Source organism: Nonomuraea sp. bgisy101, from assembly GCF_057708945.1.
In genome coordinates, this window is record NZ_JBYITD010000008.1 from 265,369 (window position 1) to 285,167 (window position 19,799).

Here is a 19,799-nt window from a genome sequence, read left to right on the forward strand (position 1 = left end):
AATGACTGCAGAGACTATTGAGACCACGACCGGCACGGGCCGCGTGGCTCGCGTCACGGGTCCCGTCGTCGACGTGGAGTTCCCCGTCGAGGCGATGCCCGACATCTACAACGCCCTCAACGTCGAGGTGACCCTCGGCGAGGAGACCAAGAAGCTGACCCTGGAAGTCGCCCAGCACCTGGGTGACAACCTGGTCCGCGCCATCTCGATGCAGCCCACCGACGGCCTGGTCCGCGGCGCGGCGGTCACCGACTCCGGCGCGCCGATCTCGGTGCCGGTCGGCGACGTCGTCAAGGGCCACGTGTGGAACGCGCTCGGCGAGTCGCTCGACGTGCCGACCTCCACGCTCAAGGTCACCGAGAAGTGGGGCATCCACCGTCCGTCCCCCGCGTTCGACCAGCTCGAGTCGCGCACCGAGATGCTGCCCACCGGCATCAAGGTCATCGACCTGCTGACGCCGTACGTGAAGGGCGGAAAGATCGGTCTGTTCGGTGGCGCCGGTGTCGGCAAGACCGTTCTGATCCAGGAGATGATCCGCCGAGTCGCGCTGAAGTTCTCCGGAACCTCGTGCTTCGCCGGCGTCGGCGAGCGTACCCGTGAGGGCAACGACCTCTGGCTGGAGATGGACGAGGCCGGCGTCCTCAAGGACACCGCTCTCGTCTTCGGCCAGATGGACGAGCCGCCGGGCACGCGTCTGCGCGTCGCGCTGTCCGCGCTGACCATGGCGGAGTACTTCCGCGACGTGCAGAAGCAGGACGTGCTTCTGTTCATCGACAACATCTTCCGCTTCACCCAGGCCGGTTCCGAGGTCTCCACCCTGCTCGGCCGCATGCCGTCCGCCGTGGGTTACCAGCCCACGCTGGCCGACGAGATGGGCGTGCTCCAGGAGCGCATCACCTCGACGCGTGGTCACTCGATCACCTCGATGCAGGCGATCTACGTGCCCGCGGACGACATCACTGACCCGGCCCCGCACAACGCGTTCGCGCACCTCGACGCGCAGACCGTTCTGTCGCGGCCGATCTCGGAGAAGGGCATCTACCCCGCGGTGGACCCGCTGGACTCCTCCTCCCGCATCCTCGACCCGATGATCGTCGGCGAGGAGCACTACCGGGTGGCCCAGGAGACCAAGCGAATCCTGCAGAAGTACCGCGAGCTCCAGGACATCATCGCGATCCTCGGTATCGACGAGCTGTCCGAAGAGGACAAGGTCACCGTCAACCGGGCCCGCCGGATCGAGCGCTTCCTGTCGCACCCGATGTACGCCGCCGAGGCGTTCACCGGCCAGCCGGGTGAGTTCGTGCCGCTGGACGAGACGATCGCCTCGTTCAAGGGTCTGTGCGAGGGCGAGTACGACCACCTGCCCGAGCAGGCCTTCTTCATGGTCGGTGGCATCGAGCAGGCCATCGCCAAGGCCAAGGAACTCTCCAAGTAATCGCCTTCGGTGCCAGGTGCGGCCAAGAGCCGCACCTGGCATCTGATCGGAAAGGAACCTACACAAGTGGCGAAGCTACGCGTAGGGGTCGTCTCACCGGAGCGTGAGATCTGGTCGGGCGAGGCCGACATGGTGATTGCCAAGACCGTGGACGGCGAGATCGGTATTATGCCTCAACACGCACCGGTGCTCGGCGTGCTCGTCGAGGGCGGGGTCCTGCGTGTGAAGCGCGGCGGCGGCGAGGACGACCTCATCGCCGCGGTGCACGGCGGGTTCATCTCCGTGGCCGACAACGAGGTGTCCGTGCTGGCCGAGGCGGCCGAGCTGGGCTCCGAGGTGGACGTCGCGGCTGCTCGCGACGCGCTCGACCGGGCTCAGGCCTCGATCGAGGCCGACCAGGAGGACGCGGACGCGGCGGTCGCGGCCAAGCGAGCAAGGGCCAGGCTGCGCGCGGCCGGCGAGGACGTCTGATCTTTCACAACACACGGGGGCGGCGATGCTGACGATTCTCACTGACGCGTTGCTCGCTGCCCTCCTGCTCGCGGCCCTCATGGTGATCCGTGCTTTCGCTCTGGCACGTTCCCGAGGGAGCGTGCCGTGTCGACTCAAAGTAGGGCCCTCCACGGGCCCCCGTGGCTGGCGGAGCGGTGTAGCCCGCTATGCCGACGGGGAGCTCCACTGGATCCCGTTCATCGGTGTGCTGTTCAGGCCGCGCCACGCTATCGCGAGGCGCGGCCTGACTGTTTCCGCCAGACGGCAGATCGGCGGCGGCCTGTGGGCGGTCGACTGCGGCGCGGTCTCGCTGGCGATGTCGGAGGACGCGCTGACGGGTTTCCTGGCGTGGCTGGAGTCGGCGCCGCCCAGCGCGTACCTGGACGTGGCCTGACCCACCCCCGTACGGCAGGCCGTACGGAGGCCGTCGCACTGACGGCCGTCGTAACGAGGCCCTTTGTACCGAGGCCACCGCGGTCACGCGGTGACCGCTCGCCCATCACCCGGCCGGTCGCCGTCACATCGGGATCGTGACCGCCGCCGCGGCGAGCGCGGAGAAGGCCAGCGACAGCCCCGCCGACCAGCGCTGCGATCCAGGGGCGCGCTCGCTCATGGCGGGCAGCTGACGCCACCTGCCGAGCACGATCACCACCGACGCGGCGAAGAGGCTGGCCGCCGCCAGCCACGGCAGCACGGTCAGCCGCTCCCACGGCCCGGTGACCCACGCCAGGTAGAGGAGCACCGCGCTCCACGCCGCGTCGTTGACCGCCTGGAGCCTGTTCAGGTCGTCGATGCGCCTGATCGAGGAGACCGAGGCGTAGACCACGATGAGCGGCCACAGGATGCCGAGGCCGAGCAACGGCAACGAGAGGGACGGGTCCTCCTCGTCGACGCCGAGCAGGCGCAGCGCGACCGCGTCGACGTCCTGGGCGGTGTTCGACAGGACGATGATCCCCTGGCCTGTCGCGGCGTCGAAGCCGGCGAAGGACCGCGAGCCGCCGGTGCCGCCGTTGTGCCAGGTGATCTGGCGGCCGCCCTTCGGCGTGGTGAACCAGGCCAGGCCGATCCGCTCACCCGATCCCGCGTCGAACCTCGGCTTCGCCCCGCCGGCGCCGGGCGCGGTGCCCGCGATCACCCCGTTGAGCAGCCTGGCCAGGTCGCTCGCCGTGGACCACACGCCGAAGCCCGCAGGGGAGTAGCCCGGGCTCGTCCACGGGGTGACCGGGTGGCCGTTGGCCCTGTGGGGGAGCGCGCCTCCAGGCGGAGGCTCCTCGCCGAGGCCCGCGACCACGGTCCCGGTCATGCCCAGAGGGGCGAGAACCCGCTCCTTGAGCAGGTCGGTGTACGGCTTACCGGCCCTGCGCGCGGCGGCGTGGCCGGCCAGGGCCACGCCCAGGTTGGAGTAGGCGACCGCGCCACGTCCCTCGACCTCGGCCGTGGCCGCCTCGCGCAGGACGCTCTCGGCGGACAGCGGGTAGGGGTTGGCGCCGGAGAAGTTCGACAGGACCACGCGGATCACGCCCTGCGGACCGCCCGCGGGCGTGTTCGGCAGCCCGGCGCGGTGGCTGACCAGTTCCTCGAGGGTCGCCCTCCCCGCGGGGGTCCCCTTCAGCTCGGGGAGCAAGGCTTCCACGGGGTCGCTCAGCCTGAGCACGCCGTCCTCGGCGAGATCGGCGATCATCATGGCGGTCAGCGTCTTGGTGATCGAGCCGATCTCGAAAGGGGTCTCTGGGGTGATCGGCCGGTCGCCGACGCCCGCTAACCTGACCGTGCCGTTCTCGATCAGCGCGACGGAGGCGTCGCGCAGGCCGGTGGAGGGAGCGGTGTCCCTGAGCGCCGCCGCGAGCCGGGTGTCGCCCGTGGTCGTCTCGCCGAGCCCAGGGGGCCAGGGCGAGATGATGGCCAGAGCGACCGCCAGAACGGCGAAGACGAGGGCGAGTCCATTCTTCATGTCGCGACGACTATCGGGTGCCTCCCGGCTTCCACAGGATCTCGTCGCCGTTGTGAGCTGTCCTGCACAGGATGAACAGCAGGTCGGACAGGCGGTTGAGGTACTTGGCCGGCAGGGGGCTGACGTCCTGGTGGGCCTCCAGCGCGGCCCACGCCGAGCGCTCGGCGCGGCGGACCGTCACCCTGGCCACGTGCAGCTGCGACGTGGCGGGGTCGCCGCCGGGCAGGATGAAGCTGCGCAGCGGCTGGAGATCGGCGTTGAAGTGGTCGCACTGTGATTCGAGCCACGCGATGTAGAACGGCTCTACCCGCAGCGGAGGGAACTCGGGGCTGTCGACGAGCGGGGTGGCCAGGTCGGCGCCCAGGTCGAACAGCTCGTTCTGGACCCTGCGCAGGACGTCGGTGATCTCGGGGGCCAGCGTGCCGTAGGACAGGGCCAGGCCGATGGCGGCGTTGGCCTCCTCGGCGTCGGCGTAGGCGGCGAGTCTGGGGTCGGTCTTCGACGTGCGGCTCAGGTCGCTGAGCGCGGTGGTGCCGTCGTCGCCGGTGCGGGTGTAGATCTTGGAGAGGACGACCGGCTTGTCCTTGTCTGCGCGCGTCATCCCCCCAGCATTGCAGACGTCCCCTTGGCGCCGAGCTCACTTGGGATCCCAGGCTCCGGCCCATCCGCCGGAGCCACGCACGTCGGGGGGATCTCATCCTCCTCCGCGAGCAGCCTGCGGAGGAGGAGTTCCAGAGCGTCTCCCCGACTCGCGGACCGGTGGATAGCAGGAGGGTGGATTCCGCCCGGAGAGTCCCGGTAAGGGTCGCTCCGGTACTGCTCGGCGGGGCGGCTCCGCGCGAGGCCAGCGGCTGCCGGGTGGCGGCGCGGGCGACCCGGGATGTGGTCGTGTCGGCAGGGCCGCAAGCGGATTCTCGCGTCTGGAGCGACCCCGGCCCCCGGTGGGATGTCGTCCGGTGACCCGAGGGGGTGAGGTCCGTGTAGCGCGTCTCTCGGTCGAATCGACCCCGCTCGCGGTATGTCGACCGGCCCGAGGCGTGGTGATGGGGTCCGTGCGCGTCTCGGGGTCGGATCGATCCCGCTCTCGGTATGTCGACCGGTCCGAGGCGTGGTGGATCCGCGGACGGGGCTGGGCGGTCGGATCGACCCCGCTCTACCGGATGTCGGCCGGTGACCCCCGCGGTACGGGTGTGCCGGTGGGGCGGGGGTTGTCCGGGATGTCGGGACTCGCCGTGGTGGTGAAGTGGTGTTCCTCGCTTCCCGATGGGTGTCAGCCGGTGAAACGGGGCGGGCAGGGTCGCGGGGAGGTGACAGATGTCATGCACGGGCGGCGCGATCTTCATAAGCGACCGGTGATATCGGCGACTACCTGGGCGAATCCGGAAAAGACAGGCTTGGAGGGTGAGGACGACAGAGATGCGGGACACCACGGATCCCGCGACGGCGAGCGGGCCGGCCATCGAGGTCGCGGGCCTGCGGCAGCGGTACGGGAGCTTCGAGGCGGTGCGCGGCATTTCGTTCGAGGTCCGCCCCGGTGAGCTGTTCGCGCTGCTCGGCACCAACGGCGCGGGCAAGACGACCACGATGGAGGTCCTGGAGGGCTACGCCAGGGCGAGCGAGGGCACGGTGCGGGTCCTGGGGCTGGACCCGGTCCGCCAGCGCAGGGCGCTGCGCCCGCGCGTCGGGATCATGCTGCAGGAGGCCGGATTCCTCGGCGACCTGACCGTCGCCGAGACGGTCGCCGTCTGGAAGGGGATGAGCGCCGACGCGGGCCGCCCGCCCGCCGAGGGAGACGTCCTGGAGGTCGTCGATCTGGCGAACAAGGCGAGGACCAGGGTCCGTCAGCTGTCCGGAGGGCAGAAGCGCAGGCTGGACCTGGCGCTGGCGGTGCTGTCCCGTCCCGAGGTGCTCTTCCTCGACGAGCCGAGCACCGGCATGGACCCCGAGGCCAGGCAGGCCACCTGGGAGGTCATCAGGGGGCTCAAGGAGAAGGGGACGACGGTGCTGCTGACCACGCACTACCTCGAGGAGGCGGAGCGGCTGGCCGACCGGCTGGCCATCATGCACGAGGGCGTGATCCGCACCTACGGCACGGTCGACGAGGTCGTGAGCACCACGGGCGACCAGATCACCTTCAGGTTGCCGAGGCCGGCCGAGCCGCCGTTCCTGCACGGCGCGGCCCCCGTGATCGCCAACCGGCAGGTCGTCTACACCCTGGCGGGTGAGGCGCACCCGGCCGTGCGGACGCTGCTGGCGTGGGCCGACGGGCAGGGCCTGACTCTCGAGCGGCTCGAGGTGCGCAGGGGCACCCTCGAGGACGCGTTCCTGCGAGTGGTGGAGGACAACCGATGAGGACCGACGCGCTGCACGCCGTACGGCTGGCCAGGATGGATCTGAAGCTGCTGGGCCGCAACACGACCGCGATGGTCAACGTGGTGCTGCTGCCGTTCCTGTTCGGGTTGATGTTCTCGCAGATGGGTGACCAGACGTTCGTGCTGACGGGGCTGCCGGGACTGATGGTGGTGTTCGCGGTCTTCGTCAACCTCGTCAACACCTTCACCGCGCGCCGCGAGGAGCTGGTGCTGAAGCGGCTGCGCGGCGGGCAGGGCTCGTCGGCGGCCATCTTCGGCGGGGCGGCGCTGTCGGCGTTCGCGGTGTACGCGGGGCAGGTGGCGCTGCTGGCCGTGTGGATCGACCGCGCCGGCGGCGGCCTGCCGGCCAACGTGCCGATGATGCTGGTGGCAGGGGTCCTGGGCGTGGGGGTGTTCGCGCTGCTGGCCGCGGCGTTCTCGGGGATCACGCCGAACGCGGAGCTCGCCCAGGTCGCGGTGCTGCCGGTACTGCTGGTCGCGCTGATCGGCGCGCCGCTCGTCGTACCGCTGGCGGATCTGCCCTTCGTCGCGAGGCTGGTGCCCACGACGCCCATCACCGAGATGATGCGCATGGGCTACGCCGGCGGGCCGTGGGCGGACGCGCTGCCGTGGATCGGGGTGCTGCTCGTCTGGCTGGGCATCGCGGTCCTGCTGGTGAAGTGGCTGTTTCGATGGGATCCCAGGCACGGCTAGGTTTGCTGCGAGATGACCGATATCAGCACCGACTACGAGCGCCTCCGGCGGGCCACCATGTGGACCGTCGCCGGAGGCGTCGCGCTGCCGTGGCTCGGCATGCTGGGCGCGGCCACCGATCCCACCCAGCCCGCCGTGTGGAGGGCGGTGGCGGCCGTGATCGTGCTGGTCGTCTTCAGCTTCTTCTACGTGCGCGGGGCCAGGGCCATGGTCCAGGGGGCGTACGCGCGCCGCGAGGTGATCGTCACCGGGGTGCTGGGGGTGGTCTTCTTCGTGCTGCTGCGCGAGCAGTTCGTCGCCGCCGCGATGGCGCCGGTCACCTGGGTGGCGCTGGCCGTGCTGCACGTGCCCAGGAGGCGGGCCGTCCTGATCGGCGTGGGCGCGGTCGCGGTGTCCGCCGCGATCATGCCAGGAGGGACGTTCTTCTACGCGCTGATGATCGGGCTGGTCGGGTTCCTGAGCCGCTTCCAGTTCTGGTTCTGGACAGTGGTGAAGGCCGCGCACGACGGCAGGGACGCCAAGGCCAAGCTCGCTGTCACGGAGGAGCGGCTGCGATTCTCGCGTGACATGCACGACATCGTCGGGCACAGCCTGTCGGCCATCGCGGTCAAGAGCGAACTGGCCGCCCGCCTGGCCTCGGGGGAGGCGGCCAAGGAGATGATGGAGGTCAGACGGCTGGCGAGGGAGTCGCTGAAGGAGATCCGCGCGGTGGTCCGCGGCTATCGCACGGTCGACCTCCATGCCGAGTTGCACAGCGTCCGAGCGGTCATGGAGGCGGCGGGCATCAGCTGCGCGCTGGAGCTGCCGGACGGCGGCCTGAGCGAAGAGGTGAGCACGCTGCTGGCCTGGCTGGTGCGCGAGAGCAGCACGAACGTGCTGCGTCACAGCGCCGCCACCCACTGCCGCATCAAGGTGGTCACCGGCGCCGACGCGGTGGAGCTGACCGTGAGCAACGACCACCCCAAACGACCCCGAGGTACGGCAGGCACCGGCCTCGCGGGGATGAGCGAGCGGGTGACCGCGCTCGGCGGCGTGCTGACGGCGGGGCAGAGCGATGGACAGTTCGTGGTGAGGGCGAGGATTCCCACATGATCAAGGTGCTGCTGGCCGACGACGAGCACCTCATCCGCCAGGCGCTGGCGACGCTGCTCGGACTCGAGCCCGACATCGAGGTGGTCACCCAGGTGGGCAGGGGCGACCAGGTGGTGGCGGCGGTCCGCGAGCACCGCCCTGACGTGGTCGTGCTCGACATCGAGATGCCGGGCATGGACGGCCTGAGCGTCGCGGAGGCGCTGCCGGGTCAGGCCATCGTGATCCTCACGAGCTTCGGCCGCCCCGGCTACCTGCGCAGGGCGCTGGCGGCGGGAGTGCGGGGGTTCATCCCGAAGGACGCCTCGGCCAGCGAGCTCGCGGCGGCGATCAGGAAGGTCAGGGACGGCGGGCGCTATCTCGACCCCGAGATGGCGGCCTCGGCGATGATGGCGGGGGAGAGCCCGCTGACCGATCGCGAGCGAGGGGCGCTGGAACTGGCCGCGGCGGGATCGCCGGTCAGCGAGATCGCCAAGGCGATGCACCTGAGCGAGGGCACGGTCCGCAACTACCTGTCGAGCGCGATCACCAAACTCGGCGCAAGCAATCGAATCACCGCAATTCGGATGGCGCGGGACATGGGTTGGCTCTGACCGGGTAACCGTACTGATGGTTGGTGTGTCAATTATCACCCCGAGAGAGAGTATGACTACGTTGCGTGATTAGATGGCAGCGTGACCTGAGGAGGTGGCATGCGGGTCAAGGGTAAGCCTGGGGCTCAGGTGGTGTACGTCGGGCAGCGGCTCGACGTCGGGACCGTCGCGCGAGTCCGGCCGCGCCTGCACAGGGCGGTCGACTCCGGTGACGGCGACCTGATCGTCGATCTCTCGCGGTTGGAGATGATCGACGCCACCGGTCTCGGTGTGCTCGTCGGCACGCATCGCCGCGCGCTGAGCGCGGATCGCCACCTCGTTCTCCGGGGCGTGCCACCGAGGATCATGCGGGTGCTCGCGGTCACTCGGCTGAATCGAGTGCTCCGCGTGGAGGCGCCCGCTGCCGCGGTGGCCTGAGATGACATCCGGCGGGGTCGGGAGTACGCCGGACGCCACACCATATCGGGGGCAGAGCGCGATCAGCCGCACTCTGCCCTCCCTCATGTCCGGCGATTAGTGAGAAATCACGCTGGGTGATCACATGATCCTCATTGATCGCCAATGTCCGGTCAGGAAAGACCGGAAAACGACCGATGGAAGATATGGACAGCTGTGCGCACGAGTTCATCGGTCGGCGGCGGTTCTTCGGCCAGCACCCATTCGATGAGCAGCTCCTGCAGCGCTCCAATCAGGCCGAGCGTGAGCAGATGCCGGTCGACCGGAGCGGCGTCCGGATACGGTTCCGTCACGTCCTCGACGATCCGGGCGAAGGACTCAATCGCTCGTTGGCGCGACGAGCTGAGAACGTCTCCCGAGCGCCGGACCTCCACATGCATGATTCGGGCTCGACGCCAGTCAGATGTGGCGAAACCGATATAGGTGGATATCCCGGCGTTGATGCGCGCGTCGAGTTGTGCCGGAGCGTCCTGCAGCGCCTTCGAGACCGCGGCCAGGGCCTCGTCGACACAGCGTTCGTGGAGGGCCTGGAGGAGTTCCTCCCTGCCGCCGAAACACTCGTAGAAGGCGCGGTTGGAGATGCGGGCCTCCGTGCACAATCTTTCGATCGTGGTAGCCGCGAACCCCGGTTTCGCATAGAGCGTGTACGCGGCCGTCATCAGCCGCTCGCGCCTGTCAGCCAGCCTTTGCTCGGCCGACATTCCCCGGTAAGACCGGTTCACTTTTCACCCATTCCTGCATGATCGTGAGCCCCCAGAGCACACAATTATGGATGGATGATCGCAATTGGGAAAGGGCGTTTACATTAGCGCTTACGTCGTCCATGCAAAATGGTCACCATCCTGATCAGTCGCTCAAGATCGTCGGCGCCGCGGCTGAAGGACGTCAGATTCATTCCAGGCATGGCGAACCGCTGGCGGGCGACGGCCTTTGGCCTGGTGAACTCCCTGAGCCCGTCGGCGCCGTGGATCCTGCCGAACCCCGAGTCGCCGACCCCGCCGAAGGGCAGCGACGGCACTCCGGCGAAGGAGATCACCGAGTTGACGGCGGTCGCCCCGCTGCGCATCAGCCGGGCCAGGCGCGCCGCCCGGCGGGTGTCGCGGGAGAAGACGGTGCCGCCCAGGCCGTAGGCGGAGGCGTTGGCCAGTTCCAGCGCCTCGTGGGCGTCCCTCGTCCTGCGCACGGTGATGGTGGGGCCGAACGTCTCCTCCCGCACCGCCGCCGAGTCCTCCGGCACGTCCTCGACGATGACCGGGTCCACGTACGGCGCGCGCACCGACTCGGGGCCGCCCGTGACCGCCTTTCCTGAGGTGACCGCCTCGTCGATGTGGCGTCTGATCACGTCGAGCTGCGCGGGCATGGTGATCGGCCCGTAGTGCTCGCCCGCCCTGACCTGCTCCGCCCGCGCCTTCAGTTCGCGCATGAACGGCTCGTAGACCTGGTCCACCACGTACACCCGCTCCACTCCCACGCAGGTCTGCCCGGCGTTCGACAGCGCGCCCCACAGGCATGCGTCGGCGGCGGCCGGCACGTCGGCGTCGGCGTCGACGATGAAGGCGTCCTTCCCGCCGCACTCGGCCACGATCGGGGTGAGGTTCTCCGCGCAGGCGGCCATCACGCGCTTGGCCGTGGCCGTCGAGCCGGTGAAGGCGATCTTCTTGACTCTGGGGTCGCCCGCCAGCGCCGCGCCGGTCTCCCCGAGCCCGGTGACGGTCTGGAACACCGGCCGCTCGGGCACGGCCTCGCGGAACAGCTCGGCCAGCCGCACGCCGACCCCCGGGGTGAGCTCGCTCGGCTTGAACACCACGGCGTTTCCCGCGGCCAGGGCGTAGGAGATCGAGCCCATGGGGGTGAACACCGGATAGTTCCACGGGCCGATCACACCGACGACGTCGAGCGGGAGGTACTCCAGCGTGGCCTGCAGGTTGAGGCCGACCAGGCCGGTGGCGACCCTGCGCCTGCCCAGCACCTTGCCGGCGTTGCGCGCCGCCCAGTCGAGATGGGTGATCGTCAGCACGATCTCCAGGACGGCGTCGTCCACGGGCTTGCCCGTCTCCTGGTGGACCAGCTCGGCCAGCGGTCTGAGCTGCCCGGTGATGACCGCCTTGTAGTCGAGGAGCCTGCGCCTGCGCTCGGCGGTGCCCAGCTCGTCCCACCACCGCGCGGCCTCCTCGGCCAGCGTGACGGCCTCGCGCACGGCCTGCGCGTCCTGTTTGGCGTGGCTGCCGACGACCTGTCCGGTCGCGGGGTTGAGCGAGTCGAAGGTCACGGTCGTCATGGCGTCACGATAGGCCGGTAAATCCTTACTTACAACGGTTCGACCGGGCTGATGAGCCGAACGTTCGCCGGATGAGGGAGCCGGCGGCGCGCCGGCGTGCTCCCCGACAGGCGTGTGACGGGCCCCGGGAGGCGCGTGAGGGTGGACGGGTTCAGCGGGCGACGTGACGGCGGCGCGCCGGAGTCCCGCTGGAGCGTGCGTGATGGACGGGCGGCCACCGGTGACCACGGTGGCCGCGAGCCCGCCCTGCCGTATCGCAGGAGGATCAGAAGAGGGTCGGGTTCTCCGGCTCGATGCCGCGCAGGGCCGCGTAGTCCAGCGTGACGCAGTCGATGCCCCGGTCGGTCGCGAGCACCCGTGCCTGCGGTTTGATCTCCTGCGCGGCGAAGACGCCGCGCACCGGCGCGATCAGGGGGTCGCGGTTGAGCAGCTCCAGGTAGCGGGTCAGCTGCTCCACGCCGTCGATCTCGCCGCGCCGCTTGATCTCCACCGCGACCGTCATGCCCGCCGCGTCGCGGCAGAGGATGTCGACCGGGCCGATCGCCGTCATGTACTCCCTGCGGATCAGCGTGTAGCCCTCGCCCAGCGTGCCGATGTGCTCGGCCAGCAGCTCCTGCAGGTGCGCCTCGACACCGTCCTTGATCAGGCCGGGGTCGACGCCCAGCTCGTGGGAGGAGTCGTGGAGGATCTCCTCCATCGTCAGCACGAGCTTCTCACCGGTCTTGCCGTGGGTGACGGTCCAGGTCTCGCCGTCCTCCTTGAGCTTGCACGGTGGGTTCATCCAGTTGAGCGGCTTGAATGCGCGGTCGTCGGCGTGGATGCTCACGCTTCCGTCCGCCTTGATGAGCACCAGCCGCGGCGCCATCGGCAGGTGTGCCGTGAGCCGCCCCATGTAATCCACGCTGCATCGCGCGATGACCAGCCGCATGACGGCCAACCCTACCGGCTCTGGAAAACTGGACGCATGGCGTTCGAAATGGTGGGAGTGGTCGGCCTCGGCACGATGGGGGCCGGCATAGCGGAGGTCTTCGCCCGCGCGGGCATCCAGGTCGCCGGCGTCGAGGCGGACGAGCAGGCGCTGGCCAGGGGCCGCGCACACCTGGAGAGGTCCACCGGACGGGCGCTCGACAAGGGCAAGCTGACGCCGGCCGAGCGCGAGGAGATCCTCGCCAGGGTCACGCTCACCACCTCGCGCGCCGATCTGCGCGACGCCGACCTGGTCATCGAGGCGATCCCCGAGCGCATGGACGTCAAGGCCGAGCTGTTCGCCGAGCTCGACCGCCTCTGCAAGCCCTCCACCATCCTGGCCACCAACACCTCCTCCCTGGCGGTCACCGCGCTGGCCGCCGCCACGGGTCGCCCTGATCGGGTGGTCGGCATGCACTTCTTCAACCCGGCGCCGGTCATGGGCCTGGTCGAGGTGGTCGGCACCGTGGTCACCGACCCCGGCGTCCGCGCCGAGGTCGCCGACCTGGCCGTACGGCTGGGCAAGACACCCGTCGAGGTGGACGACAGGGCGGGGTTCGTGGTCAACAGGCTGCTCCTGCCCTACCTCAACCACGCCGTCACCCTGCTGGACCACGGCGTGGCCGGCCGCGACGACATCGACAACGCCATGAAGCTCGGCGTCGGGCTGCCGATGGGCCCCTTCCACCTGCTGGACCTGATCGGCCTCGACACCGCCTACGAGATCATGAACGTCCTCTTCGACGAGTCGCGCTCCGACAGGCACGTGCCCTCTCCGCTGCTGCGCTCCTACGTCGCGGCAGGCCTGCTCGGGCGTAAATCCGGCAGGGGCTTCTACGGAGACCCCGGCGACGGCCAGCAGGAGAAGGCGCCTGCGCGGACCGTCCATGTCGTCGGCTCGCGGGAGCTGGCCGACCGGCTGGAGGCCGCGGGATTCAAGGACACCGAGGACGCCGACGTGGTGCTCCAGGTGGGTGGCTCCACCCCCGTCTCGGGCAGGACCGTCCGGGTCCAGCTGAAAGGGCAGGTCGCCGAGCTGGCCACCTCCGTGCTGACCGAGCAGGAGGCCGTGCTCGGTGCCCGCGACCTGCTGAAGATCGCCGGATACACGCCCGTGCCCTGCAAAGACAGGGCCGGTCTGGTCGTCGACGCGCTCCTGTACTGCCACCTGAACGACGCCGTCCGCATGTACGAGTCCGGCTACGCCTCCATCGAGGACATCGACGCGGCCATGCGACTCGGCTGCGGGTACGTCGTGGGGCCGTTCGAACTGCTCGAGTCCATCGGCCTGGCGAAGGTGCGCGACGGTCTGCGCGACCTTCACGCCGAGTGGCGCTCGCCGTCCTCCGCCCCCGCCCCCCTGCTCGACAAGCTCGTCACCGCGGGGCTGAACCGGTTCCCCCGTCCATGAGCCCTCGCCGTGCCCGCCGGAGGGAGTCCACCCGCCCCATCGGCTTTCCCAGCTCGAGCGACCGGGTGGAGGAGTGGCCCGACGGGGAGTGGAAGGTCCGCACGCTCAACGGATCCTCCTCGGCCAAGAACTACCGCTGTCCTGGTTGCGACCAGGAGATCCGGTCGGGCGTTCCGCATATCGTGAGCTGGCCCAACTGGACGGGCGGCGACGAGGAACGCCGTCACTGGCACACCAACTGCTGGCGCAAGCGGCTGGACCGAGGTCCCGGCCGCAGCAGGTACTGAGGAGAACTGTCTTGGAGATCCGCGCGGCCACCGTCCTGCCCGCCGAGCGCGAGCCGATCGAGCTGCACACCGCCGACGGGCTGACCCTGGTCGGCGAGCTGGCCGTACCCGCGGACAGGCCGCCCGTCGCGACGCTGGTCACCCTGCACCCGCTGCCCACCCATGGCGGGTTCATGGACAGCCACGTCTACAAGAAGGCGGCCAACCGGCTGCCGGCCCTCGCCGATCTGGCCGTCCTGCGCTTCAACACCAGGGGCACCTCGTCCGAGCGCGGCACCTCCGAGGGCGCCTTCGACGGCGGCGAGGGGGAGCGTTACGACGTGGCGGCCGCGCTGGAGTACGCCGAGTTCCACGACCTGCCGCACGTCTGGGTGGTCGGCTGGTCCTTCGGCACCGAGCTCACGCTCAAGTGGGCGCACGACCCGCTGGTGGAGGGCGCGATCCTGCTGTCGCCGCCGCTGAAGCGGGCCACGGACGCCGACCTCGACGCGTGGGCAGGCTTCGGGCGCCCGCTGGTGGCGCTGGTGCCCGAGTTCGACGACTACCTGCGCCCCGAGGAGGCCAAGGCCAGGTTCGCCAGGGTGCCGCAGGCCGAGGTCGTCGGGGTGGACGGCGCCAAGCACCTGTGGGTCGGCGAGCCGTACGTGCGGATCGCGCTGAACGAGATCGTCAAGCGGGTCAACCCCGGCGCCTACCCGCTCCCCACCGACGTGCCCTCCTGACGTGCCAGGGGCGGGCTTCCCCGCGGCGCGCCCAAGTCCATAGAATCTTGTTCGGTTCACGGCGAGGAGGCGGCATGGGCGCGTTCGATCTGACCGGCAAGAAGGCCTTCGTCAGCGGGGCGTCCCGCGGCATCGGACGGGCCATCGCGCTCGCCTACGCCGCCGCGGGCGCGGACCTCGCCCTCGTCTCCCGCTCGGCGGAGACGCTGGCCGAGGTGGCCAAGGAGGTCGAAGGACTCGGACGGCAGGCGCTGGTCATCCCCGCCGACCTCACCGACAGGGACGCGGCCGCGGCCGCCGTCCACGGCGCTGTGGACGGGCTCGGGCACCTCGACATCGTGGTCAACAACGCGGGAGGGTCGAACTTCCTCGTGGAGTTCAAGGACCTGCGGCTGTCGGGCTGGGACAAGCTCATGCGGCTCAACCTCGACTCCGCGATGGCCGTCTGCCACGCCGCGGCGCCCCATCTGCTCCAGCGCGGCGACGGCGCCGTCATCAACGTCGCCTCGGTGGCCGCGCTCGGCGCGCCGTTCCTCGCCCCCTACGCCGCGGCCAAGGCAGGGCTGGTCGCGCTGACCAAGACCCTGGCCGTCGAATGGGCGGCGACGGGCGTGCGGGTCAACGCGCTGTGCCCCGGATGGACCGCCACCGACCTGAACCGAAACCTGTGGGAGGACGAGACGGCCGGCGCGGCCACGGTCGCGAGCGTGCCGATGCGGCGGTGGGGGACACCCGAGGAGATGGCCCAGCCCGCGGTCTTCCTCGCCGGCTCGGCCTCGGCGTACATGACGGGCCAGGTGCTGTTCATCGACGGCGGCGCGACCGCGATCTGACGTCACGGGAGAAGTGGTCACGCCGTAGGGCGGATATCGGTATATGCCGCACGGTGATTGTCGAGGGGAACCGGGTTACCGTGAGGTCCGTGCAGCTCTACACGAGATCAGCAGGGACCGGGGTCCCTGTCGTCCTGCTCCACGCCTTCCCGCTCTCGTCGGCGATGTGGCTGGCCCAGCGTGAGGGACTGGCCGCCGCCTGCCGGGTCATCACCCCCGACCTGCGCGGCTTCGGCGGCTCCAGGCTGGGCGACGACGAGCCCTCCATCGACCTCATGGCCGACGACGTCGCCGCCGTGCTGGACCGCGAGGGCGTCGAGCGGGCCGTGATCGGCGGTCAGTCGATGGGCGGCTACGTGACGATGGCCTTCTGCAGGCGCCACCCCGATCGCGTGCTCGGCGTGATCCTCGCCGACACCAAGGCCGGCCAGGACGCTGACCAGGCCAGGCAGAACAGGGAGCGCATCGCGCGGCAGGTCGAGTCCGACGGCACGGGAGTACTGGTCGAGGAGGTCCTGCCGGGGCTCATCGGGACGACCACCAGGGAACGCAGGGCGATGGTCTACGGCAGGGTGCGCGGCCTGGTCCAGGCGGCACCGCCGGGAGCGGTGGCGTGGGCGCAGCGGGCCATGGCGGGACGGCCCGACTCCTTCGACACCCTCGCCGCGCTCAAGACCCCTGCCCTGGTGATCGTGGGCGAGGAGGACAGGCTCACCACGCGGGAGGACGCCGAGGCGATGCTGCGGGCCGTACCCGACGGGCGGCTGGCGGTCATCGAGCGAGCGGGTCACCTGAGCGCCGTCGAACAGCCGGAGGCCTTCAACGCGGCCGTGGCCGCGTTCGTCAGCTCCGAGCTTGACGAGGCAGCACGACCTCGCGGATGATCAGCGCGATCGCGGCCGCCACGGGGATGGCCAGCAGGGCCCCGACGATGCCCAGCAGCGCGCCGCCGAACAGCGCCGCGATGACGGTCACCGCGGGAGCCACGTCCACCGAGCGCTTCATGACGCGCGGGTAGATGAGATAGTTCTCGACCTGCTGGTAGACGAGGAAGAAGATCGCGCACGCGATGCCGAGCGGCACCGACTGCAGGAACGCCACGCCGCTCACCAGCACCGCCCCGATCGTCGCGCCCACCAGCGGGATCAGGTCGGTGAGCGCGATCACCAGCGCCAGGGCCAGGGCGTAGCGCGCCCCCGCGACGGTCAGGAACGCCCAGCTCAGCACGCCCGCGATGACGGAGATCAGGACGTTGCCCGCCACGTAGCCGCCGATGCCGTCCAGGATCTCCTCGGTGATGGCCGCCGTCCTGGTACGGCGCGAGGCGGGGATCAGCTTGAGCAGGTACTCCTTGATCGAGTGCAGGGAGCCGAGGAAGTAGAGCATCAGCACCAGCAGCGTCACACCGGTGAACACCCCGTCCAGCACCACCAGGCCGGCACCGACCAGCCCGCCCGCCAGCGAGGGGGCCAGCGTCTCGGTGACGAACGAGGCCAGCTTCGGAAGGAGCTGGTAGTCGGCGTCCAGCTGCCTGAGCGTCGGGTTGGCCATCAGCTGGTCGAAGTAGCCGGGCACGGCGGCGATGAAGTCGGCCGACTCCTTGCTCACCGGCGGCACGATGGCCAGGCCGAACAGCACGAACATCACGATGACGCCGGCGAACACGAGCGAGATCGACGTCCGCCGCTTCATACGCCGCCGCTGCAGCGCCTCGACGGCCGGGTTGAGCCCCGCCGCGAGGAACATCGCCACCACGATGAGGATGATCACGCTGAGCGAGTTGGTGATCAGGTGACCGATGGCGATCGCCGTCAGGACGCCCAGTCCGCCCACGAGGCCGAACAGGAACGGCCCTCTGGCCAGCGGCTTGCCCGGCATCCCGTACGGCAGCGCGCTCTCCACCAGCCCGCCTGCCGCGTCCTGGCGAGATGGCACGGCCTCCTTCGGCCCTTCTTCCCCGTCCTGGCGCGGCGCGGACTGCTTCGGCTCCCCGGCCGTGTCCTGGCGCGGCGCCGCCGCCTGCCGCTCCTCCTCCTGGGTTCCCTGGTCAGGGGACACGGGCTCGTCGACGTTGGCGGTCACGGTGGCTCCAGGAGGGAGGGGGCGAATCTGGGCAAGCCGTACAAGACAAGAAGAGAGCCTAGCGACCTCAAGGTCACCAGGCTCTCTTCAGCCGTCGATCAGCCCCCGGATCGGATTACTCCTGCCACCACTCCGAGTCGTCGTCACTCGCCTGCTGCTTGGCCGACGCCGTGGCGGGCGCCGGCGTGGGCGCCGGCTTGTCGTTGCCGTTGGACGACGAAGGGGCCAGGGCCGGCTTCGGCGGAGCGGCGGTGACGGCGGGCTCGGGCTCCATGCCAGGAAGGGGCGCACCGCCGAGCAGCTGGCGCAGCTGCGCGAGGTGGCTGGTGATGCTGTCGCGCTGCCTGGTCAGCTCGTCGACCTGGCGCTGCATGTTGGTGCGGGTGCGCTCGGCCTCGGCCTTTGCCTCGCTGACGATGTGCTCGGCGCTGGCCTTGGCCTCGGCCGCCACCTGGTCGGCGTTCTTGCGGGCGTTGGCGACCAGCTGCTTGGCGTGCGTGTCGGCCTCGCGGCGGGTCTGCTCGGCCTGCTGGGTGGCCTTGGTGGCGCGGGACTCCGCGGTCGCGGCGCGCTGCTCGGCCTCGGCGACCAGCTTCTGCGTGGCGGCCTGCGCGGTGGCGTGGCGCTCGGCCTCCTGGCGCTCGGCCTCCTCACGGCGGGAGGCGAGCTGGATCTCGAACTCGGCCTCGTCCTGGGCCCGCTTCGCCTCGGACTCCTCCAGCACCCGCTGGGCCTGGGCGCGCATCTCGTCGGCCTGGCGCTTGGCGGTGGTGAGGACCTCGTCGCGCTCCCGCTTGGTCGAGGCGCGCAGCTGGGCGACCTCGCGCTCGGTGGTGGTGCGCAGCTTGGCGATCTCGCGCTCGGCGTCGGCCCGCTTCTCCGCCACCTCGTGGTCAGCCGTGGCGCGCAGCTTGGCGGCCTCGCGCTCGGTGGTGTTGGTCAGCTCCTCGGACTCGCGCCGGGCGGTCGAGCGGATCTCCTCCGCCTCGCGCTCGGCGGTGCCACGCAGATCGTCCGACTCGCGGGTCGCCTGGGCGCGCTTCTCTGCCGCCTCGCTCTCGGCGGCGGCGCGCAGGTCGGCCGCCTCCACCTTGGCGTGCGCCTTGATCTCGTTGGCCTCGGACCTGGCGGCCTGGACGAGCTCGGTGGCCTGCTCCTCGGCGAGTCGCAGCAACTGCTCGATGCGGGCGCCTAGCCCTGAGTAGGTGGGGCGCTCCTGCTCCTGGAGCTGGCGCTGGGAGTCGGAGAGGTCGCGCTGGAGGCTGGTCAGCTGCTCGCGAGTCTGGCGCAGTTCGTTGTCGAGCTGCTTGAGGTGGTCGTGGACCTGGTGCCGGTCGTAACCACGGAGCACCACGTCGAACTCGCGTGCTGGGGCGTCCTCGAAGAAGTTGTTGAGCTGGGCGTCGATGTCGGACTGCATGGAGGCTCGATCCTGGGTTGTCGAGACGGCTACACGGGCCGGACGGGGGAGGGTTCGGGAACATCCGAGCCTGGAGCCCGCTCCTGGCAGCACGCTCCACGTCCGGTCGAAGGCCAGCGTACTCCGCTGATGCCGCCTTGGAGGCCCCGTCCAACTATCTGCGTTACTAGTTACATACGAACCTTTTTTGCGTTCAGGGTTGAGGGGCGGCTTGCACCAGCTCCGTGAGCATTCCTCCCACATCCTTCGGGTGGAGAAACGCGATCGACGAACCCATGGAGCCATGCCTCGGCCGCTCGTCCAGCAACCTGACGCCCTTCGCGCCGATCTGTTCCATGGCATCCGCCACGTCCGGCACCCCGAACGCCACGTGATGCACCCCTTCGCCGCGTTTGGCGAGGAACTTGCCGACCGGTGAGTCGGCCGACAGCGGCTCGAGGAGCTGGATGTAGGAGCCGCCGCCCTCGCCGTCGGCGATGTGCAGCATGGCCTCCTTGACGCCCTGCTCCTCGTTGGTCTCGCGCGCCACGACGGTCAGCTCGAAGGTCCGCTCGAACAGCGCGATCTTCTCCTCCAGGTCGTGGCAGGCGATCCCGATGTGATCGATGCGCATAAACACGTGTGTCCCGCCTCCATGGTGGCCGTCGGATCCGTCGTATGGGATGAATCTATGGGAACCGGCCCCCTGGGGCGTTTCCCATGCCGATGGGTATCGTGTC

The 19,799-nt window shown here is 69.9% G+C and carries 21 protein-coding genes; 13 read left to right on the forward strand and 8 right to left on the reverse strand.

Annotation, left to right across the window (positions count from 1 at the left end):
• Nucleotide 1: 1 nt before the first annotated feature.
• The 3 genes from atpD (at nucleotide 2) to AC3EO4_RS17715 (ending at nucleotide 2,321) form a co-directional block, all read left to right on the forward strand.
• Complete coding sequence (gene atpD, locus AC3EO4_RS17705) at nucleotides 2-1,435, forward strand: F0F1 ATP synthase subunit beta (protein ID WP_379576766.1); 1,434 nt, start codon at nucleotides 2-4, stop codon at nucleotides 1,433-1,435.
• Nucleotides 1,436-1,501: 66 nt separating this feature from the next.
• Entirely contained in the window at nucleotides 1,502-1,906 is a 405-nt protein-coding gene (locus AC3EO4_RS17710; protein WP_379576768.1) for a F0F1 ATP synthase subunit epsilon, read from the forward strand.
• A gap of 25 nt (nucleotides 1,907-1,931) precedes the next feature.
• A complete protein-coding gene (locus tag AC3EO4_RS17715; protein WP_379576769.1) occupies nucleotides 1,932-2,321 on the forward strand; it encodes a DUF2550 domain-containing protein in 390 nt (129 codons plus the stop codon).
• A 123-nt stretch (nucleotides 2,322-2,444) separates the two neighbouring features.
• On the opposite strand, the gene AC3EO4_RS17720 is transcribed toward AC3EO4_RS17715, so the two are convergent.
• Both AC3EO4_RS17720 and AC3EO4_RS17725 read right to left on the reverse strand, forming a co-directional pair.
• Nucleotides 2,445-3,878 carry a serine hydrolase domain-containing protein gene (locus AC3EO4_RS17720; protein ID WP_431896606.1) on the reverse strand — a complete coding sequence of 478 codons (1,434 nt, stop codon included), beginning with the start codon at nucleotides 3,876-3,878 and terminating at the stop codon, nucleotides 2,445-2,447.
• Nucleotides 3,879-3,888: 10 nt separating this feature from the next.
• Nucleotides 3,889-4,479: a cob(I)yrinic acid a,c-diamide adenosyltransferase gene (locus AC3EO4_RS17725; RefSeq protein ID WP_431896608.1), complete on the reverse strand. Its 591-nt coding sequence runs from the start codon at nucleotides 4,477-4,479 to the stop codon at nucleotides 3,889-3,891.
• Between the two features lie 815 nt (nucleotides 4,480-5,294).
• Here AC3EO4_RS17725 and AC3EO4_RS17730 point away from each other — a divergent pair.
• The 5 genes from AC3EO4_RS17730 to AC3EO4_RS17750 all read left to right on the forward strand — a co-directional run bounded on the left by AC3EO4_RS17730 (nucleotide 5,295) and on the right by AC3EO4_RS17750 (nucleotide 9,042).
• Nucleotides 5,295-6,230, forward strand: a complete 936-nt coding sequence (locus AC3EO4_RS17730) for an ABC transporter ATP-binding protein (protein WP_431896609.1) — start codon at nucleotides 5,295-5,297, stop codon at nucleotides 6,228-6,230.
• Nucleotides 6,227-6,943, forward strand: coding sequence for an ABC transporter permease (locus AC3EO4_RS17735; RefSeq protein ID WP_431896611.1), 717 nt, complete (start codon nucleotides 6,227-6,229; stop codon nucleotides 6,941-6,943). The genes AC3EO4_RS17730 and AC3EO4_RS17735 overlap by 4 nt, the downstream gene beginning before the upstream one ends.
• A 12-nt stretch (nucleotides 6,944-6,955) precedes the next feature.
• Nucleotides 6,956-8,035, forward strand: a complete 1,080-nt coding sequence (locus AC3EO4_RS17740; protein WP_431896613.1) for a sensor histidine kinase — start codon at nucleotides 6,956-6,958, stop codon at nucleotides 8,033-8,035.
• Nucleotides 8,032-8,625 carry a response regulator gene (locus AC3EO4_RS17745; RefSeq protein WP_379576779.1) on the forward strand — a complete coding sequence of 198 codons (594 nt, stop codon included), beginning with the start codon at nucleotides 8,032-8,034 and terminating at the stop codon, nucleotides 8,623-8,625. Before AC3EO4_RS17740 ends, AC3EO4_RS17745 begins: the two co-directional genes overlap by 4 nt.
• Before the next feature lie 99 nt (nucleotides 8,626-8,724).
• Nucleotides 8,725-9,042, forward strand: a complete 318-nt coding sequence (locus AC3EO4_RS17750) for an STAS domain-containing protein (protein WP_379576781.1) — start codon at nucleotides 8,725-8,727, stop codon at nucleotides 9,040-9,042.
• Nucleotides 9,043-9,194: 152 nt separating this feature from the next.
• On the opposite strand, the gene AC3EO4_RS17755 is transcribed toward AC3EO4_RS17750, so the two are convergent.
• From AC3EO4_RS17755 to nucS, 3 genes are all read right to left on the reverse strand, one after another.
• On the reverse strand, nucleotides 9,195-9,782 hold the full coding sequence (locus tag AC3EO4_RS17755) for a TetR/AcrR family transcriptional regulator (protein WP_379576783.1): 588 nt from the start codon (nucleotides 9,780-9,782) through the stop codon (nucleotides 9,195-9,197).
• A 104-nt stretch (nucleotides 9,783-9,886) separates the two neighbouring features.
• Nucleotides 9,887-11,359, reverse strand: a complete 1,473-nt coding sequence (locus AC3EO4_RS17760; RefSeq protein ID WP_431896615.1) for an aldehyde dehydrogenase family protein — start codon at nucleotides 11,357-11,359, stop codon at nucleotides 9,887-9,889.
• Between the two features lie 265 nt (nucleotides 11,360-11,624).
• Nucleotides 11,625-12,287, reverse strand: a complete 663-nt coding sequence (gene nucS, locus AC3EO4_RS17765; RefSeq protein WP_379576787.1) for an endonuclease NucS — start codon at nucleotides 12,285-12,287, stop codon at nucleotides 11,625-11,627.
• A 36-nt stretch (nucleotides 12,288-12,323) separates the two neighbouring features.
• Between nucS and AC3EO4_RS17770 the strand changes: the two genes are divergently transcribed.
• The 5 genes from AC3EO4_RS17770 (at nucleotide 12,324) to AC3EO4_RS17790 (ending at nucleotide 16,462) form a co-directional block, all read left to right on the forward strand.
• A complete protein-coding gene (locus tag AC3EO4_RS17770; protein ID WP_431896617.1) occupies nucleotides 12,324-13,736 on the forward strand; it encodes a 3-hydroxyacyl-CoA dehydrogenase in 1,413 nt (470 codons plus the stop codon).
• Entirely contained in the window at nucleotides 13,733-14,023 is a 291-nt protein-coding gene (locus tag AC3EO4_RS17775) for an ATP/GTP-binding protein (protein ID WP_379576791.1), read from the forward strand. Before AC3EO4_RS17770 ends, AC3EO4_RS17775 begins: the two co-directional genes overlap by 4 nt.
• An 11-nt stretch (nucleotides 14,024-14,034) precedes the next feature.
• Nucleotides 14,035-14,745: an alpha/beta hydrolase gene (locus AC3EO4_RS17780; protein ID WP_379576793.1), complete on the forward strand. Its 711-nt coding sequence runs from the start codon at nucleotides 14,035-14,037 to the stop codon at nucleotides 14,743-14,745.
• 74 nt (nucleotides 14,746-14,819) lie between these two features.
• Nucleotides 14,820-15,578 (forward strand): SDR family NAD(P)-dependent oxidoreductase, encoded by a 759-nt coding sequence (locus AC3EO4_RS17785; RefSeq protein WP_431896620.1) that lies wholly within the window; start codon nucleotides 14,820-14,822, stop codon nucleotides 15,576-15,578.
• Between the two features lie 89 nt (nucleotides 15,579-15,667).
• A complete protein-coding gene (locus tag AC3EO4_RS17790; protein ID WP_431896622.1) occupies nucleotides 15,668-16,462 on the forward strand; it encodes an alpha/beta fold hydrolase in 795 nt (264 codons plus the stop codon).
• Here the strand turns inward: AC3EO4_RS17790 and AC3EO4_RS17795 are convergent.
• The 3 genes from AC3EO4_RS17795 to mce all read right to left on the reverse strand — a co-directional run bounded on the left by AC3EO4_RS17795 (nucleotide 16,422) and on the right by mce (nucleotide 19,699).
• Nucleotides 16,422-17,660, reverse strand: coding sequence for an AI-2E family transporter (locus AC3EO4_RS17795; protein WP_431896623.1), 1,239 nt, complete (start codon nucleotides 17,658-17,660; stop codon nucleotides 16,422-16,424). The genes AC3EO4_RS17790 and AC3EO4_RS17795 overlap by 41 nt on opposite strands.
• Nucleotides 17,661-17,775: 115 nt before the next feature.
• Nucleotides 17,776-19,080 carry a DivIVA domain-containing protein gene (locus tag AC3EO4_RS17800; RefSeq protein WP_379576801.1) on the reverse strand — a complete coding sequence of 435 codons (1,305 nt, stop codon included), beginning with the start codon at nucleotides 19,078-19,080 and terminating at the stop codon, nucleotides 17,776-17,778.
• A 193-nt stretch (nucleotides 19,081-19,273) separates the two neighbouring features.
• Complete coding sequence (mce, locus tag AC3EO4_RS17805; protein ID WP_379576803.1) at nucleotides 19,274-19,699, reverse strand: methylmalonyl-CoA epimerase; 426 nt, start codon at nucleotides 19,697-19,699, stop codon at nucleotides 19,274-19,276.
• Nucleotides 19,700-19,799: the final 100 nt, after the last annotated feature.

What these genes read in the sequence shown, in the direction of transcription:
- atpD (WP_379576766.1), top strand. Translation starts at nt 2, where the DNA reads ATGACTGCAGAGACTATTGAGACCACGACCGGCACGGGCCGCGTGGCT.
- AC3EO4_RS17715 (WP_379576769.1), top strand. Translation starts at nt 1,932, where the DNA reads ATGCTGACGATTCTCACTGACGCGTTGCTCGCTGCCCTCCTGCTCGCG.
- AC3EO4_RS17720 (WP_431896606.1), bottom strand. Translation starts at nt 3,878, where the DNA reads ATGAAGAATGGACTCGCCCTCGTCTTCGCCGTTCTGGCGGTCGCTCTG.
- AC3EO4_RS17725 (WP_431896608.1), bottom strand. Translation starts at nt 4,479, where the DNA reads ATGACGCGCGCAGACAAGGACAAGCCGGTCGTCCTCTCCAAGATCTAC.
- AC3EO4_RS17730 (WP_431896609.1), top strand. Translation starts at nt 5,295, where the DNA reads ATGCGGGACACCACGGATCCCGCGACGGCGAGCGGGCCGGCCATCGAG.
- AC3EO4_RS17735 (WP_431896611.1), top strand. Translation starts at nt 6,227, where the DNA reads ATGAGGACCGACGCGCTGCACGCCGTACGGCTGGCCAGGATGGATCTG.
- AC3EO4_RS17740 (WP_431896613.1), top strand. Translation starts at nt 6,956, where the DNA reads ATGACCGATATCAGCACCGACTACGAGCGCCTCCGGCGGGCCACCATG.
- AC3EO4_RS17745 (WP_379576779.1), top strand. Translation starts at nt 8,032, where the DNA reads ATGATCAAGGTGCTGCTGGCCGACGACGAGCACCTCATCCGCCAGGCG.
- AC3EO4_RS17750 (WP_379576781.1), top strand. Translation starts at nt 8,725, where the DNA reads ATGCGGGTCAAGGGTAAGCCTGGGGCTCAGGTGGTGTACGTCGGGCAG.
- AC3EO4_RS17755 (WP_379576783.1), bottom strand. Translation starts at nt 9,782, where the DNA reads ATGTCGGCCGAGCAAAGGCTGGCTGACAGGCGCGAGCGGCTGATGACG.
- AC3EO4_RS17760 (WP_431896615.1), bottom strand. Translation starts at nt 11,359, where the DNA reads ATGACGACCGTGACCTTCGACTCGCTCAACCCCGCGACCGGACAGGTC.
- nucS (WP_379576787.1), bottom strand. Translation starts at nt 12,287, where the DNA reads ATGCGGCTGGTCATCGCGCGATGCAGCGTGGATTACATGGGGCGGCTC.
- AC3EO4_RS17770 (WP_431896617.1), top strand. Translation starts at nt 12,324, where the DNA reads ATGGCGTTCGAAATGGTGGGAGTGGTCGGCCTCGGCACGATGGGGGCC.
- AC3EO4_RS17775 (WP_379576791.1), top strand. Translation starts at nt 13,733, where the DNA reads ATGAGCCCTCGCCGTGCCCGCCGGAGGGAGTCCACCCGCCCCATCGGC.
- AC3EO4_RS17785 (WP_431896620.1), top strand. Translation starts at nt 14,820, where the DNA reads ATGGGCGCGTTCGATCTGACCGGCAAGAAGGCCTTCGTCAGCGGGGCG.
- AC3EO4_RS17800 (WP_379576801.1), bottom strand. Translation starts at nt 19,080, where the DNA reads ATGCAGTCCGACATCGACGCCCAGCTCAACAACTTCTTCGAGGACGCC.